Source organism: Nocardia sp. XZ_19_369 (assembly GCF_015355715.1).
Taxonomy (GTDB): domain Bacteria; phylum Actinomycetota; class Actinomycetes; order Mycobacteriales; family Mycobacteriaceae; genus Nocardia.
On the sequence record NZ_JACVED010000003.1, the window covers coordinates 1 to 12,788 of the forward strand.

Annotated in this window: 17 protein-coding genes and 1 riboswitch; of the genes, 9 read left to right on the forward strand and 8 right to left on the reverse strand. The window is 67.9% G+C overall.

From position 1 onward, the window contains the following. Positions 1-845, forward strand: an 845-nt coding sequence (locus IBX18_RS11610; protein WP_194833775.1) for an AAA family ATPase, incomplete at its 5' end; no start/stop codon positions are given. Positions 846-951: 106 nt separating this feature from the next. Beyond that, positions 952-1,599 carry a vWA domain-containing protein gene (locus tag IBX18_RS11615; protein ID WP_194833776.1) on the forward strand — a complete coding sequence of 216 codons (648 nt, stop codon included), beginning with the start codon at positions 952-954 and terminating at the stop codon, positions 1,597-1,599. On the opposite strand, the gene IBX18_RS11620 is transcribed toward IBX18_RS11615, so the two are convergent. Continuing rightward, a complete protein-coding gene (locus IBX18_RS11620) occupies positions 1,600-2,262 on the reverse strand; it encodes a response regulator transcription factor (protein WP_194833777.1) in 663 nt (220 codons plus the stop codon). Between the two features lie 8 nt (positions 2,263-2,270). Further along, complete coding sequence (locus IBX18_RS11625) at positions 2,271-3,749, reverse strand: sensor histidine kinase (RefSeq protein ID WP_228540872.1); 1,479 nt, start codon at positions 3,747-3,749, stop codon at positions 2,271-2,273. Positions 3,750-3,909: 160 nt separating this feature from the next. Here IBX18_RS11625 and IBX18_RS11630 point away from each other — a divergent pair, with 160 nt between their 5' ends. Together IBX18_RS11630 and IBX18_RS11635 are read left to right on the forward strand one after the other, a co-directional pair. Then, a complete protein-coding gene (locus IBX18_RS11630) occupies positions 3,910-4,812 on the forward strand; it encodes an ABC transporter ATP-binding protein (RefSeq protein ID WP_194833778.1) in 903 nt (300 codons plus the stop codon). Further along, a complete protein-coding gene (locus tag IBX18_RS11635; RefSeq protein ID WP_194833779.1) occupies positions 4,809-5,660 on the forward strand; it encodes an ABC transporter permease in 852 nt (283 codons plus the stop codon). The genes IBX18_RS11630 and IBX18_RS11635 overlap by 4 nt, the downstream gene beginning before the upstream one ends. Positions 5,661-5,712: 52 nt before the next feature. Here the strand turns inward: IBX18_RS11635 and IBX18_RS11640 are convergent, their stop codons facing one another. Next, on the reverse strand, positions 5,713-6,315 hold the full coding sequence (locus IBX18_RS11640) for a TetR/AcrR family transcriptional regulator (protein WP_194833780.1): 603 nt from the start codon (positions 6,313-6,315) through the stop codon (positions 5,713-5,715). A 159-nt stretch (positions 6,316-6,474) separates the two neighbouring features. Here IBX18_RS11640 and IBX18_RS11645 point away from each other — a divergent pair, with 159 nt between their 5' ends. The 3 genes from IBX18_RS11645 to IBX18_RS11655 all read left to right on the forward strand — a co-directional run bounded on the left by IBX18_RS11645 (position 6,475) and on the right by IBX18_RS11655 (position 8,076). Then, the gene (locus IBX18_RS11645) at positions 6,475-7,122 is read left to right on the forward strand and encodes an FMN-dependent NADH-azoreductase (protein WP_194833781.1); all 648 of its coding nucleotides are present in this window, start codon (positions 6,475-6,477) and stop codon (positions 7,120-7,122) included. A 1-nt stretch (position 7,123) separates the two neighbouring features. Continuing rightward, positions 7,124-7,444: a multidrug efflux SMR transporter gene (locus IBX18_RS11650; protein ID WP_107653848.1), complete on the forward strand. Its 321-nt coding sequence runs from the start codon at positions 7,124-7,126 to the stop codon at positions 7,442-7,444. Positions 7,445-7,635: 191 nt separating this feature from the next. Continuing rightward, positions 7,636-8,076 carry an OsmC family peroxiredoxin gene (locus IBX18_RS11655; protein WP_107653849.1) on the forward strand — a complete coding sequence of 147 codons (441 nt, stop codon included), beginning with the start codon at positions 7,636-7,638 and terminating at the stop codon, positions 8,074-8,076. A gap of 74 nt (positions 8,077-8,150) precedes the next feature. Here IBX18_RS11655 and IBX18_RS11660 read toward each other — a convergent pair whose 3' ends face one another. From IBX18_RS11660 to mhuD, 4 genes are all read right to left on the reverse strand, one after another. After that, on the reverse strand, positions 8,151-8,642 hold the full coding sequence (locus IBX18_RS11660) for a hypothetical protein (protein ID WP_194833782.1): 492 nt from the start codon (positions 8,640-8,642) through the stop codon (positions 8,151-8,153). A 35-nt stretch (positions 8,643-8,677) separates the two neighbouring features. Next, complete coding sequence (locus IBX18_RS11665; RefSeq protein WP_373889181.1) at positions 8,678-9,511, reverse strand: CbtA family protein; 834 nt, start codon at positions 9,509-9,511, stop codon at positions 8,678-8,680. Further along, a complete protein-coding gene (locus IBX18_RS11670) occupies positions 9,502-9,696 on the reverse strand; it encodes a CbtB-domain containing protein (protein WP_039794710.1) in 195 nt (64 codons plus the stop codon). The genes IBX18_RS11665 and IBX18_RS11670 overlap by 10 nt, the downstream gene beginning before the upstream one ends. Before the next feature lie 65 nt (positions 9,697-9,761). Beyond that, a riboswitch (cobalamin riboswitch) is annotated at positions 9,762-9,927 on the reverse strand. Positions 9,928-9,998: 71 nt separating this feature from the next. Then, entirely contained in the window at positions 9,999-10,313 is a 315-nt protein-coding gene (gene mhuD / locus IBX18_RS11675) for a mycobilin-forming heme oxygenase MhuD (protein WP_135234505.1), read from the reverse strand. A gap of 94 nt (positions 10,314-10,407) precedes the next feature. Between mhuD and IBX18_RS11680 the strand changes: the two genes are divergently transcribed. Next, on the forward strand, positions 10,408-11,154 hold the full coding sequence (locus IBX18_RS11680; protein ID WP_194833783.1) for an alpha/beta fold hydrolase: 747 nt from the start codon (positions 10,408-10,410) through the stop codon (positions 11,152-11,154). A 22-nt stretch (positions 11,155-11,176) separates the two neighbouring features. Here IBX18_RS11680 and IBX18_RS11685 read toward each other — a convergent pair whose 3' ends face one another. After that, entirely contained in the window at positions 11,177-12,073 is an 897-nt protein-coding gene (locus IBX18_RS11685; RefSeq protein ID WP_306796234.1) for an A/G-specific adenine glycosylase, read from the reverse strand. Between the two features lie 90 nt (positions 12,074-12,163). On the opposite strand from IBX18_RS11685, the gene IBX18_RS11690 reads away from it, so the two are divergent. After that, positions 12,164-12,787: a carbonic anhydrase gene (locus IBX18_RS11690; protein WP_107659967.1), complete on the forward strand. Its 624-nt coding sequence runs from the start codon at positions 12,164-12,166 to the stop codon at positions 12,785-12,787. The last annotated feature ends 1 nt before the right edge of the window (position 12,788 follow it).

Sequence of the window (12,788 nt, forward strand, 5' to 3'; positions counted from 1 at the left end):
ATGACGCGCTGATCCAGATCGACATGGGCGAGTTCCATGACCGGTTCACCGCATCCAGGCTGTTCGGTGCCCCTCCCGGTTACGTCGGGTATGAAGAAGGCGGGCAGCTGACCGAGAAGGTGCGGCGCAAGCCGTTCTCGGTGGTGTTGTTCGACGAGATCGAGAAAGCGCATCAGGAGATCTACAACACCCTGCTGCAGGTCCTCGAGGACGGTCGCCTCACCGACGGCCAGGGCCGGACGGTGGACTTCAAGAACACGGTGCTGATCTTCACCTCCAACCTCGGCACCTCCGATATCTCCAAGGCCGTCGGGCTCGGGTTCACCCAGTCCAATATCCAGGGTTCGAACTACGAGCGGATGAAGCTCAAGGTCAACGACGAGCTGAAGAAGCATTTCCGGCCCGAGTTCCTCAACCGCATCGACGACGTCATCGTCTTCCACCAGCTCACCACCGATCAGATCGTGCAGATGGTGGATTTGATGATCGGCCGAGTCGGGGTCCAGTTGAAGAACAAGGACATGTCGATGGAGCTGTCCGAGCAAGGCAAAGCCCTGCTGGCCAAGCGTGGCTTCGACCCCGTGCTCGGTGCCCGGCCCCTGCGCCGGACCATCCAACGCGAGATCGAAGACCAACTCTCGGAGAAGATCCTCTTCGGCGAGATCGGCCCCGGCCAAACCGTCTACGTCGACGTCGAAGGCTGGGACGGCGAAGGCTCCGGCGAGGACGCCAAGTTCACCTTTGTCGGCAAGACGAAGCTGACCAAGGCGGACAAGGACGAGGACAAGCCCGAGGTCGTGCTGACCGGTGCCGCTGAAGGCACCGCGGAAGCCGCGGGCGAGTAGAAGCACTACGCAAAAGGCCCGCTCCCTTTGGGGGGCGGGCCTTTTCCGTGGGTGCGTAGACGGGCGTACTTTGGATGGGGTTCGTAGAACCGATCCGGGGGTGCACATGACAAATCCAGACCTGACACTGATCGCCGTACTACTCGACCGCTCGGGGTCGATGCAGTCCATCAAATCCGATACCGAGGGCGGGTTCAGCGCCTTCATCGAGGAACAGCGCAAGCTGCCCAAGACGATCGAGGTGACGCTGGCGCAGTTCGACACCGAATACGAATGCGTCTACGCGAACCGCCCGGTCGCGCAGGTCCCGCCGCTCGACCTGCAGCCGCGCGGGATGACCGCGCTGTACGACGCGGTCGGCAGGTTGGTCACCGACGTCGGCGCGGAGCTGGCGAAACGGCCCGAACACGAACGCCCGGGCACGGTGATCGTCGTGGTGCTCACCGACGGTCACGAGAATTCGAGCAAGGAGTGGACCCATACCGCGGTGAAATCGCTGATCACTCAGCAGCAGGACGTCTACAGCTGGAATTTCCTGTTCCTCGGCGCGAATATGGACGCCGTCGCGATCGGCACCGGAATGGGTTTCGACCCGAGCAACTCGATCACCTATGCCGCCGCGCCGCAGGGAGTTTCGGGGGTTTTCCGCGCCGCGTCGGCCAGCTCGGCCCGGTTGCAGACCGCACCGCCCGGTGCCGCACGTGGCGGATTCACCGCCGCCGAGCGCGAACAGTCGAACCCCGGTAGCGCCTAGTCAGTGCCACCCCGGCCGCACCACGCCGGATTCATAAGCCAGCACGACCAATTGGGTGCGGTCGCGGGCACCGAGCTTCATCAGAATGCGGCTGACGTGCGTGCGAGCGGTGGCCGGGCTCATGAAGAGCCGCTCGCCGATCTCCGCATTCGTGAGCCCCTCGGCGACCAGGACCAGCACCTCGCGCTCGCGGTCGGTGAGCTCGGAAAGCGTTGCCGGTGGCGGGGTTTTGGCGTGCGCGGAGAATTCGGCGATCAGCCGACGGGTGACACCGGGGGAGAGCAGCGCGTCACCGGCCGCGACCACCCGCACGGCGCGCACCAGATCGGCCGGCTCGGTGTGCTTGACCAGGAAACCCGTTGCGCCGGAACGCATCGCCTCGAAGACGTACTCGTCGAGCTCGAAGGTGGTCAGCACGACCACCTTCACCTCGGCCAGCTTGTCGTCCTCGGCGATCATCCTGGTGGCGGCCAGGCCGTCCAGGATGGGCATCCTGATGTCCATCAGCACCACGTCCGGGGTGAGACTGCGGGTCATCCGCACGGCCTGTTCGCCGTTGTCCGCCTCGCCGACCACTTCGATGCCGTCCTGCGCCGCCAGCAGCGCGACGAAACCGCCGCGCACCAGCGCCTGATCATCGGCCACCAGGACCCGAATAGCCATTGCGTCTCCTACAGTGCAGGCCCGGGTGCGCTGTGCTGCTGCGCCTTGTCGTCCGGCCGGATCGGCCGCACATTGTCGGGCCGGGCCACGTCGTCGGGGCGGCTGGGCGGTGCCGCGTTGTCGGCGCGGCTGGGCAGCGGGCGGTGTGCGCTCGGCGCCATCGGCCGCAACGGCAGTCGCGCCGCGACCCGGAATCCGCCGCTGGGGCGAGGCCCGGCGGTGAGCGCGCCGCCGAGGGCGTGGGTCCGCTCGCGCATGCCGATGATCCCGTTGCCGCCGCTGGTTCCCGACCTCACCGCGGGGGCGGTCGGGCGGGAGTTGTCGACGGTGAGGTCGACCGATTGCGCGGCGTAGCGCACCGTCACCGTGGCTTCCGCACCCGGCGCGTGCCGCACCACGTTGGTCAGCGACTCCTGGATGATGCGCGCGGCCGCCACGTCGATCACGCTGGGCAGCTGCTGTGGTTCGCCGATTATCTTGGTGCCCACCGTCAATCCGGCCGCGCGGGCACGCTGCAGCAGCGTGTCCAGCTCGGCGATGCTCGGCGCGGGCGCACGCGGTGCGGCCGGGCGCGGCTCGGGTTCGGTGGATTCGCCACCGGCCCTGCTCGATTGCTCGTCCGCTGCCGAAACTCGCTCGGCGCCAGCAGCATTGCGCCCGGTCCAGCCGCGCGGACGGCGACGGTTCGGTGCGTCGGGTTCGACCTCGGCGAATTCGTCCTCGGCGTCGGCTGTTTCGTCGGCGACCGTACCGCCGGTGCGGATCGAGTGCAGCAGCGTGTGCACCTCGGTGAGCGCGTCGCGGCTGGCCGTCTTGATCGCGTCCAGGGCGGAGGCGGCCTGCTCGGGCTTCTTGTCGAACAGCTCCAGCGCGACCGAGGACTGCACGTTGATCAGCGAAAGGCTGTGCGCCAGTACGTCGTGCAGCTCGCGGGCGATGGCGAGGCGCTCTTCGCTGGCCCGCCGCTCCCGCTGCGCTTCCTCGTCCCGGCGCGCCGCCTCGGCCCGCTGCCTGCGCGCGATCAGCACGGTCTTGCGCTGCCGGATGCCCTCCACCACGCACAACAGCACGACGAGCCAGGCCATCAGCGCGAAGATCTGCCAGAGGTTTGCTCCGCGCCCGAGCAGCGCGGGCAGTGGCCAGATCAGCACGAAGTAGCCGACCGGCACGAGTGGGTAAGTCCACCACCGTGATCCGGTGCTCGCCGCCGTCAAGAAGGCGATGATCAGCGACAAGAAGATCGGCCCGTACCCGTAGCCGAGCGTCGAATAGATCAGGCAGGCACCGAAGGCGACGAGCAGCACCGGCAGCGGCCGGGCCCGTCGCCAGATCAGCGCTACCGGACCGGCGAGTAGTAGCAGGTACCCGACGAAGTCGAGGGAGTTCTCGCCCATTCTCATGTTCGCGAACGTGCCGCCCACGATTTGGAGCGCGGCCACGACCAGCGCCACGCCCCAATCCCAGCCAAGCGAGCTTCGACTCATCATCCCTGCCCTCACTTACAGCAGCCTATTCGGCTTACCCGCGGTTCGGCGTCCGCCTCGCTACGTATTACTCAGGTAACGCAGGAGCGTAGTGCGCTTTACGTACACCGAACGTCGCCGCGCGGCGGATGTGGCGGACCGGCCTGCGGCGGATTCTTGGTGCATGACAGATTCGATGGTGGTCACCCGAGGGTTGACCAAACGCTATGGCGCGCATACCGCGGTGGACGGCGTGAGCATGAGCGTTGCGGCCGGGGAGATCTACGGGTTCCTCGGTCCGAACGGCGCGGGCAAGACGACCACGCTGCGCATGCTGGTCGGGCTGATCCGCCCGAGCGAGGGTACCGCGACGGTGGCCGGGCACGCGCCGGGCGACCCCGCGGTGGTCCGCCGGATCGGCGTGCTCATCGAGGGGCCCGGCTTCTACCCGTACCTATCCGGGCGGGACAACCTGCGGGTGCTCGCGAAATACCGCGGCATCGGCTACCCGGCGGTCGAGGATGCGCTGGTCCGGGTCGGCCTGGCCGATCGCGCCGACGACAAGTTCCGCACCTACTCGCTCGGCATGAAGCAGCGACTCGGGGTCGGTGCGGCGCTGCTCGGCATGCCCGATCTGCTGATCCTGGACGAGCCGACCAATGGCCTGGACCCGCAGGGCATGGCCGAAATGCGGGAGCTGATCACCACTCTCGCCGGCGACGGGCACACGGTGCTGCTGTCGAGTCACATGCTCAGCGAGGTGCAGGAGATCTGCGACCGGGTGGGCGTGATCGCGCAGGGCAAGCTGCTCGTCGAGTCGACCGTGGCCGAACTGCGCGGCGGCTCCTCGCTGCTGCTGCGGGCCGACCCGCTGGAAGTGGCATTCCCCGCGGTGCGGGCGGTGGTCGGTGAACGCGCCGCGATGCTGACCGCGAGCGGCATCCGGATCGAGGCGGGGATTGGCACCGCGCCCGCCGTCGCGCGGGCGGTCGTCGAAGCGGGCGCTGACCTGTTGGAACTGCGGATCGACGAAAAGTCCCTGGAAGAAGTGTTTTTCGAGATGACTCAGCTGGAAGTGGCGAAATGACCGTGAAAGACCTGTTGGCGAGCACCAGGGCCGAGGCGCTGCGGCTGCGGAAGTGGCCCGCATTCTGGATTGTCCTGGGCACCTGGATTCTGCTGAACCTGACGTTTTCCTACCTGTTCAACTATCTCGCCTACACCTCGGGCGAGTCGACCCGCATGTCGAACGGCCTGCCGAAAGAGGCGCTGCTGCAACAGATGCTGCCCGCCGCGGTGCCCGCGGTGTTCACCCAGGGCATGGCGATGTTCGGTGGTGCGCTGATGCTGGTGCTCGGCGCGCTGACCACCGGCAGCGGATTCGGCTGGGGCACTTGGAAAACCGTGTTCACCCAGGGGCCGTCGCGGATCAGTGCGGTCGGCGGCGCGGTGGTGAGCCTGATTGCCGTGGTGGTCGGGCTGGTGCTCACCGCGTTCGTGGTGGACATCGGGGTGGCGTCACTGATCGGCGCGACTCAGTCGCAGTCCCTCGCGCTGCCGTCGCTGAACCAGTCGGCGCTCGGAATACTTACGGGCATCGCGATTCTGGGCATGTGGACCTTGGCGGGCGCACTGATCGGGGTTGTCGCGCGCGGGCCCGCGCTGGCCGTCGGCCTCGGGCTGGTCTGGGTGCTGGTGGTGGAGAACCTGCTACGCGGTGTCGCGGCCATCTTCGCGCCGATCGCGGTGATCACCGATCACCTGCCCGGTACGGCCGCGGGTTCGCTGGCCGGTGCGATGCGGACCGTGGGGGCCGGGACGCCCGGTGTGCTCGACATCCTTTCGCGGACCGAAGCGCTGATCGTGCTCGGGGGCTACATCGTGGTCTTCGTGGCGGGGACCCTGTGGCTGATGCGCAGCCGCGATCTCGTGTGAGCGACGCTGAACCGAAAGCCGTTGGTGGACAACCACCAACGGCTTTCGTCTGTCAGCCGAGCACGGAGCGGGCGAGCTGACCCAGCGCGTCGGCGATTTGCGCGGGGGTCAGGCCTCGGCTGCGTTGCTGCTGGTACACCTCCGCCGCCAAGGGTGCGAGAAGTGAATCAACGAGGGCATCGGGTTCATGAATCTTGCCTGCCACCAACAGTGCTCGCACATGGGCGTACCAGAACCCGTACGCGCCCGTCGCGAACCGCGCGCCACTGGTTTCCGCGCCGAGTACCAAATCCGCGTGTGCGTCCAGCAATTCGACCATCGCGGCGTAGAACGCGGCCAGCCGTTCGGCGGGCGGCGCGCCGGGGCCGAGCGGTGGCGGGCCGCCGAGCAACTGCTCTTGCAGTGCCCGCTCGTGTTCGTCGAGCAGGGCGACGGCGATCGAATTCGTGTCCGGGTAGCGGCGGTACAGGGTGCCGCGGCCGACGCCCGCCGCCTTGGCGATGTCGTCCATGGTGACGGTGCGCGGGTCGCGGGTGGCGAACAGCTCGGCGGCCGCGGCCAGCACCTTGGCCCGGTTGCGTGCCGCGTCCGCGCGCTCGGGCACGACCGAGGGGGGTGCCGCTTGCCCGGTGAGCAGATCCCTGTGGCTGGTCATGCCGCTGACTGTACCGGTTTCCGGGGTAAGTGGACAGCATGTCCGTTTGTGGTTATGGTCGGTTCTGCATCAAGTGGACATGTTGTCCATTTGATGCAGAGGTGTCGGCAAAGGTCGACGCCCGCATCGACGACATGAACCACAGAGTGAGGTCTGACCATGAGCAACCTGCTGCACCTGGATGCGAGCGCCCGTACCCGTTCGATCAGCCGGGAGCTGAGCACGGCGTTCGCCGAAGCCTGGCGCGCCGCGAACCCGGACGGCGGCTACCGCTACCGGGACCTGGCCGCCGAGCCGGTGCCGTTCATCGACGCGGCGTGGACCGAGCTGTGCGATGCGGTGCTCGCGCAGGACCGCACCGACCTGGACCGACTCGGCGAGTTGGTGCGCACACCGGAGCAGGCCGCGGCGTGGGCGATCATCGAGCCGCTGCTGGCCGAGGTGCTGGCCGCGGACGTCATCCTGATCGGCACCCCGATGTACAACTACTCGATTCCGGCCTCGCTCAAGGCCTGGCTGGATCAGGTGACCTTCCCTCGAATGTCCTTGGGACACCGCCGTTTCGTCGTGATGACCGCCCGGGGCGGCGCGTACGCACCTGGCGCACCGAAGGCCGCCTTCGACTATCAGGAGCGTTTTCTGCGGGACTTCTTCGCGGGCCACTTCGCGGTCCAGGACACCGTTTTCGTGAATGCGGAACTGGCCAATGCCAGGCAGGATCCCGCGCTGGCACACCTGCGCGGTAAGCACGACGAGTCGTACGCGCTGGCCATGGAGACCGCGCGCGCCCTCGCGAAGGAGTACTGACATGAACTGGGTGCTGCTCGGTATCGCGGGTCTGGTGGAGATCGTCTGGTCGCAGAGCATCAAGCCGACGGAGAACTTCACCCGGCTGGTGCCGACCGTGATCTGCTTCGTGCTCGGCGCCACCGCGGTGTATCTGCTGTCCAGGGCCATGCAGACCCTGCCCGTCGGTACCGCGTACGCGGTGTTCACCGGAATCGGCGCGATCGGGGCCATCGGTCTCGGGATCGTGGTCCACAAGGACCCGCTCAGTGCGGGGCGGGTGCTCGCGCTCTCGCTGATCCTCGGCGGGATCGTGCTGGCGCGGGTCACCAATCCGGAATAGGCAGGACTCCGAAGCGCAGACGCAGCAACATGTTTCGCGTGGACAAGGCCACTGATCGCGAGCGGATCGATCGTGCGCCGCGTCGCTGAGGTTGCTGATACGGCGCTCTAGTCTGACCCCGAGACGTGGGGCGGCGGGCTGGCTAAGCTCGGGGGCTGCATCGGAAATTGCTTACCAGCGAAAGGATTTTAATGCCTACACGTACCGCTCGTACCGCTTGGACCGGCTCTCTTCAGGAGGGGTCGGGGCAGGTCGAGCTGGCCAGTTCCGGGGTCGGCAAGTACGACGTGTCGTTCCCCAAGCGTTCCGCCGACGAGGCCGACGGGACCACCAGCCCGGAGGAGCTCATCGCGGCCGCGCACTCGTCCTGCTACGCGATGGCGCTCTCGGCGCAGATCGGCAATGCGGGCGGCACCCCGGAGAGCCTGGACGTCACCGCCGACGTGACCCTCGGCCCCGACCCGGCCGGTGGCTTCCGGATCTCGGGCATCAAGCTGACCGTCCGCGGCAAGGTCTCCGGCATCGACGCCGATGCCTTCGCCGCCGCGGCCGAGGCCGCCAAGGCGGGCTGCCCGGTGAGCAAGGCCCTCGCGGGCGTCGACCACATCCTGCTCGACGCGGCCCTGGCGTAGTTGGCACTCGCACCGCCGCATGGTTTTTCGCACACCGGCTGGTGTGCGGAAAGCCATGTGATTATGCGAAATGCTCAGGCCCGGCGAAAGAAGCGACGGGCTTCGGGGCGGTACATCGCGGGGATGGCGACCAGGACCGCGACGATGTGAATGACGCGGAACAGGCCGATGGTCGCGGATTCGACGGTGATATTCGCGAACAGGTCGCCGAACTTGTCGGCGGACAGCAGCGCGGCCAGCGGTTCGATGACCAGTGACAGCAGGCCGATCACGCCGATCCCGAAGGTCAGTACCAGCCGGGCCCAGCGGGCGCCGTGCGTCATCCGGATGGCGACCAGCAGCACCACCAGATAGATGCCCAGCCGCACGGCGAGACCCGTCGCCATGCTCGCCACGTCGACCTCTTCGCGTTCGAGCAGTGCGGCAATCCGAACAATCGCCTCGGCGACCCCGGCGAGCAGTGCGACGACCATGCCGAGGTAGGCGATACGGATGGCGCGTGGCGGCTCGACGGGCGCACCCGAGCGAAGCGGTGCGGGCCAAAGAGAAAGGGCGGTGTCGGTCATGACACCGACACTGCCCCTCTTCTTCTGGATGCGGATCAGCCCGCGGTAGCGATCGACTCTCGTACCGGAGTATCAGTGCGCGTGGCGAATTCGGTGAGCGCGGCGAAGCCGAGGGCCAGGCAGGCCCACAGCGTCGCGGTCTGCGCCAGCGACGCCACCCGGAACTGCCACAGCAGGCTGGCCGGGAAGTCCGCCTTCACCTCGTCGACGCCGGGCAGCAGGATGTAGCCCACCGCCGTGACGAGAACTAACGCGGCGAGTCCGGCGATCAGCCGCAGCATGCTCAGCCGCCCGCGCAGCACCTTGTAGACGTACACGCCGACACCGACCGCCACCAGGCCGAGCAGCACCGCCGCCAACCACAGCAGGGTGCGCTGGTTGATCGTGTCCGGATCGCCGACCGCGGGTGGGTTCGCCGGGTATTTGAAGAACGGCACCGCGACGATCGCGGCCCAGCCACCGAGACCAAGCGCCAGTGCGAGTTTCGGCCCGGAGAACGTCGTGTAGCGCCGCGCGAAGTGCGCGACCGAGGCGAAGATCGCGCCGAGCGCCAGGCCGGCCAGGCCGAGGGCGAGGAACTGTCCCGCCTTCTGCCCGGCGCGGCTGACCAGTGGTTCTTCCGCGTCGCCGTGCGAATGTCCGCCGCTCGCCTCCGGTTCCGCGCCGTGCGGATGATCCGCGGCGGAACCGGCTTCCTCGATGGCGATGGCGGCGTCGACCTTCGGCTCGCCGACGAAGTAGCCGACCGATGCGGCCAGCAAGCCCGCGATCAAGCCTGCCAGTAGTCCGCGCAGTAGAAGGGTCTTGAGGGAACCGACCAGGGGGACGGCAGCCGACGGAGTCGGCGGGGTGGGTGAGCTCAGTGGCACGGAAGCCCCAGCAGGTGACGTCCGTCGTGCATCAGCTCATGCAGATACATCCCGCTGCGCGAGATGACGCCCTGGTCGAAGCCGACCAGGTACAGCGTGAGCAATGCGAGAAGAACGACACCTACCGTGACGAGCACAGTGGCGAGTGAATCGGTTGCCCGGCTCGGCGAATGCGCGATGGCCATGCGAGTCCTCCTAGGGATGCGCGAGGTCGGACATCCGTCCTCCACAGCGCTTTCAGCGTCCCGTCGTCGAATGGGGGCGAGAGTGCCGGTGTCTGGCTGTCCGGCACCCAGGAGCTCGATGCATGGAACACAGTGGCGCGACCGCTCCGGAATCGCACCGGATTACCGCATCACCCTCGCGTTTTGTCCTTCGAACTGTGACACCTGGAGGCACCCGACGTCAATATGACCAGCGCGGACCGCGCCCCGCCGTCGGGCGAGTCGCCGGGCAGGTCAGCCCGCCCGGCCATCCCTGAACTACGTCAGCTCGCGGGCTTCGCGGCCACGTCGAGGACCACCTCGAATTCGAGCAGCGAAGCACCCGTGGAGACCGGCTTCTGCCGCTCACCCGCGTGCGCCTCGCGCGCGGGCCCGTCCCGCCAGGCCGCGAACGACTCTTCCGAATCCCACTGGGTGACAACGAAGTACCGGTTATCCCCGGCGACCGGCCGGAGCAACTGGAAGCCGAGGAAACCGGGCGAACCCTCGACCGCGTGCGCACGGTGGGCGAACCGCTTCTCCAACTCGGGGCCTGCGCCCTCGGGAACCTCGATCGCGTTGATCTTCACAACAGCCATGGCCTCGACAATACGACCCGCGAGCGGCCGCTCGGTATGGGCCGTATCCGGGGGAAGTGCGCACGCCGCGCGCAGACCCGGCAGAATCGGCGGGGTGTTGCACGACGAAGGTGGAGCGGGGGTGCCGATCCTGCTGCTGCACGGGCTGATGGGCAGCGCCCGGACCTGGCACGACCAACTGGACTGGCTGCGCGACTACGGCCACGTCTACACCTTCGATGCCGCGGGCCACGGCAGACCGGCGCCTGCCGAACTGACCACCGAGGCCTTCGTCGCCGACCTGACCGCCGCCACCGCGGGCATCACCGAGCCCATGGTGGTGATCGGGCATTCGATGGGCGCGCTGCACGGCTGGGTCTTCGCCGCGACGCACCCCGAGCGGGTGCGCGCGCTGGTGATCGAGGACATCGCCCCGGATTTCACCGGCCGCACGGCGGCGAACTGGGCGGCGATGATCGAGGCGTGGCCGCAACCGTTTCCGGACGCGGCGGCGGTGCTGAAGTTCTTCGGGCCGGTCGCCGGTCGGTACTTCCTCAACTCGTTCGAGCACGGCCCGGACGGCTACCGGCTGCACGGCTCGGTCGCGACCTTCCGCGACATCTCCGAGGAATGGGGCAGTCGCGACTTCTGGCCGCAGTGGCACGCCATCCGCGTGCCCGCCCTGCTACTGGAGGGCGAGCACACCATCACCCCGCCCGGCCAGATGCGTCAGATGGCCGAAGTCCACCCCGACGCCGAGCACATACTCGTCACGGGCGCAGCCCATCTCGTGCACGACGACCAACCCGAGCACTACCGCGCCGAGGTCGAACGCTTCCTCCGCCGCGTCCTCAACCCGTAGCGCTCAGCACAGCCGCACACGGTCAGGGGGCGTTGCCGCCTTCGCCGGCGAGGGCGAACAGGCCGTCGACGGTCTGCTCGATCAGCCCGTCGACCAGCAGCGAGTCCAGCGCGCGGGCCCGCTGGCCTGGGTCGCGGGGCCACGCCAGATCCAGCCGTACCCGTTCCACCGGACCGGTCGCGCCGCGGAGCACGTCGAGCAGGCGGCCGCGGGCTTGGCGGTCGGTGCCCTCGTATTTCTGTGTGCGACGGACGATTTCGGAGACCGGACGGCCCGCGGTGACCCACGCGCAGGTCGGCAGCGGGCAGCGGGTGCAGTCCGGTGTGCGGGCGGTGCACACGGTCGCGCCCAGCTCCATCAGCGCGGCCGAGAACACCGCGGCGCGGTCGATCTGTTGCGGCAGTAGGGCTTCGGTCTCCGGCAGATCGCGCGAGGACGGGTTTCCGGCCTCGGCCCGCCCGTGCACGGCGCGGGCGACCACCCGGCGCACATTGGTGTCGACCACCGGAACCCGTTGCCCGTAGGCGAAACACGCGACCGCCCGCGCGGTGTACGCCCCGATGCCGGGCAGGCTCAGCAACACCTCGACATCGGCGGGCACCTCATCGCCGTGCTCGGCCGCGAGCACCCTGGCGCACTCGTGCAGCCGCAGCGCGCGGCGCGGATAGCCGAGTTTGCCCCAGGCCCGCAACACCTCGGCCTGCGAGGAGGCCGCCATCGCCGACGGCACCGGCCAGCGCGCCACCCACTCGCGCCAGATCGGCTCGACCCGGACCACCGGGGTCTGCTGCAGCATGATCTCGCTCATCAGAATCTGCCACGCGGTGACCTCGGCGCGACGCCACGGCAGGTCGCGCGCGGTCTCCTGATACCAGTCGAGCAACACGTCCGCATCGATGCTGTTCGGAGCTTTCCTCACTGTTCCTGTCCTACTGCTGCCGGTCGGTATTTGCCGACCTGTAACCAAACGAACTGGCTCGTAACACGAGCCTTGTGCACAATGATCGGTATGCCTGATTCCAATCCGGTCAGTGCCTGGAAGTCTTTGCGTGAAGGCAACGACCGTTTCGTCTCCGGTGCGCTGCTGCATCCTAGCCAGGGCGCCAATGACCGAGCCAAGCTCGTCAGCGGCCAGCACCCGTCCGCAATCCTGTTCGGTTGCGGTGACTCCCGAGTCGCCGCCGAGCTGATCTTCGATCAGGGACTCGGTGACATGTTCGTGGTGCGTACCGCGGGCCACGTCGTCGACAGCTCGGTGCTCGGTTCGATCGAGTACGGCGTGCAGGTGCTCGACGTGCCGCTGATCGTGGTGCTCGGTCACGACAGCTGCGGCGCGGTGAAGGCCACCATCGACGCGCTCGACGGCGGTGAGGTGCCCGGCGGATTCATCCGCAGCGTGGTCGAGAAGGTCACGCCGTCCATTCTGATCGGCCGCAGGGAGGGCCTGTCCACCGTCGACGAGATGGAGGCCAGGCACGTGGTGGAGACGAGCAGGCTGCTCATGCAGCGGTCGATGATCATCTCGCAGCGGGTGGCGACCGGTGAGCTCGCGATCGCCTGTGTCACATACAAGCTCGCCGACGGCCAGGTGAAGTTGCAGCGTGTCGTCGGCAACATCGGCGAGCTCGCCTGAG

Coding starts and splice junctions, on each gene's coding strand:
- IBX18_RS11615 (WP_194833776.1), top strand. CDS start 952: ATGACAAATCCAGACCTGACACTGATCGCCGTACTACTCGACCGCTCG.
- IBX18_RS11620 (WP_194833777.1), bottom strand. CDS start 2,262: ATGGCTATTCGGGTCCTGGTGGCCGATGATCAGGCGCTGGTGCGCGGC.
- IBX18_RS11625 (WP_228540872.1), bottom strand. CDS start 3,749: ATGATGAGTCGAAGCTCGCTTGGCTGGGATTGGGGCGTGGCGCTGGTC.
- IBX18_RS11630 (WP_194833778.1), top strand. CDS start 3,910: ATGACAGATTCGATGGTGGTCACCCGAGGGTTGACCAAACGCTATGGC.
- IBX18_RS11635 (WP_194833779.1), top strand. CDS start 4,809: ATGACCGTGAAAGACCTGTTGGCGAGCACCAGGGCCGAGGCGCTGCGG.
- IBX18_RS11640 (WP_194833780.1), bottom strand. CDS start 6,315: ATGACCAGCCACAGGGATCTGCTCACCGGGCAAGCGGCACCCCCCTCG.
- IBX18_RS11645 (WP_194833781.1), top strand. CDS start 6,475: ATGAGCAACCTGCTGCACCTGGATGCGAGCGCCCGTACCCGTTCGATC.
- IBX18_RS11650 (WP_107653848.1), top strand. CDS start 7,124: ATGAACTGGGTGCTGCTCGGTATCGCGGGTCTGGTGGAGATCGTCTGG.
- IBX18_RS11655 (WP_107653849.1), top strand. CDS start 7,636: ATGCCTACACGTACCGCTCGTACCGCTTGGACCGGCTCTCTTCAGGAG.
- IBX18_RS11660 (WP_194833782.1), bottom strand. CDS start 8,642: ATGACCGACACCGCCCTTTCTCTTTGGCCCGCACCGCTTCGCTCGGGT.
- IBX18_RS11670 (WP_039794710.1), bottom strand. CDS start 9,696: ATGGCCATCGCGCATTCGCCGAGCCGGGCAACCGATTCACTCGCCACT.
- mhuD (WP_135234505.1), bottom strand. CDS start 10,313: ATGGCTGTTGTGAAGATCAACGCGATCGAGGTTCCCGAGGGCGCAGGC.
- IBX18_RS11690 (WP_107659967.1), top strand. CDS start 12,164: ATGCCTGATTCCAATCCGGTCAGTGCCTGGAAGTCTTTGCGTGAAGGC.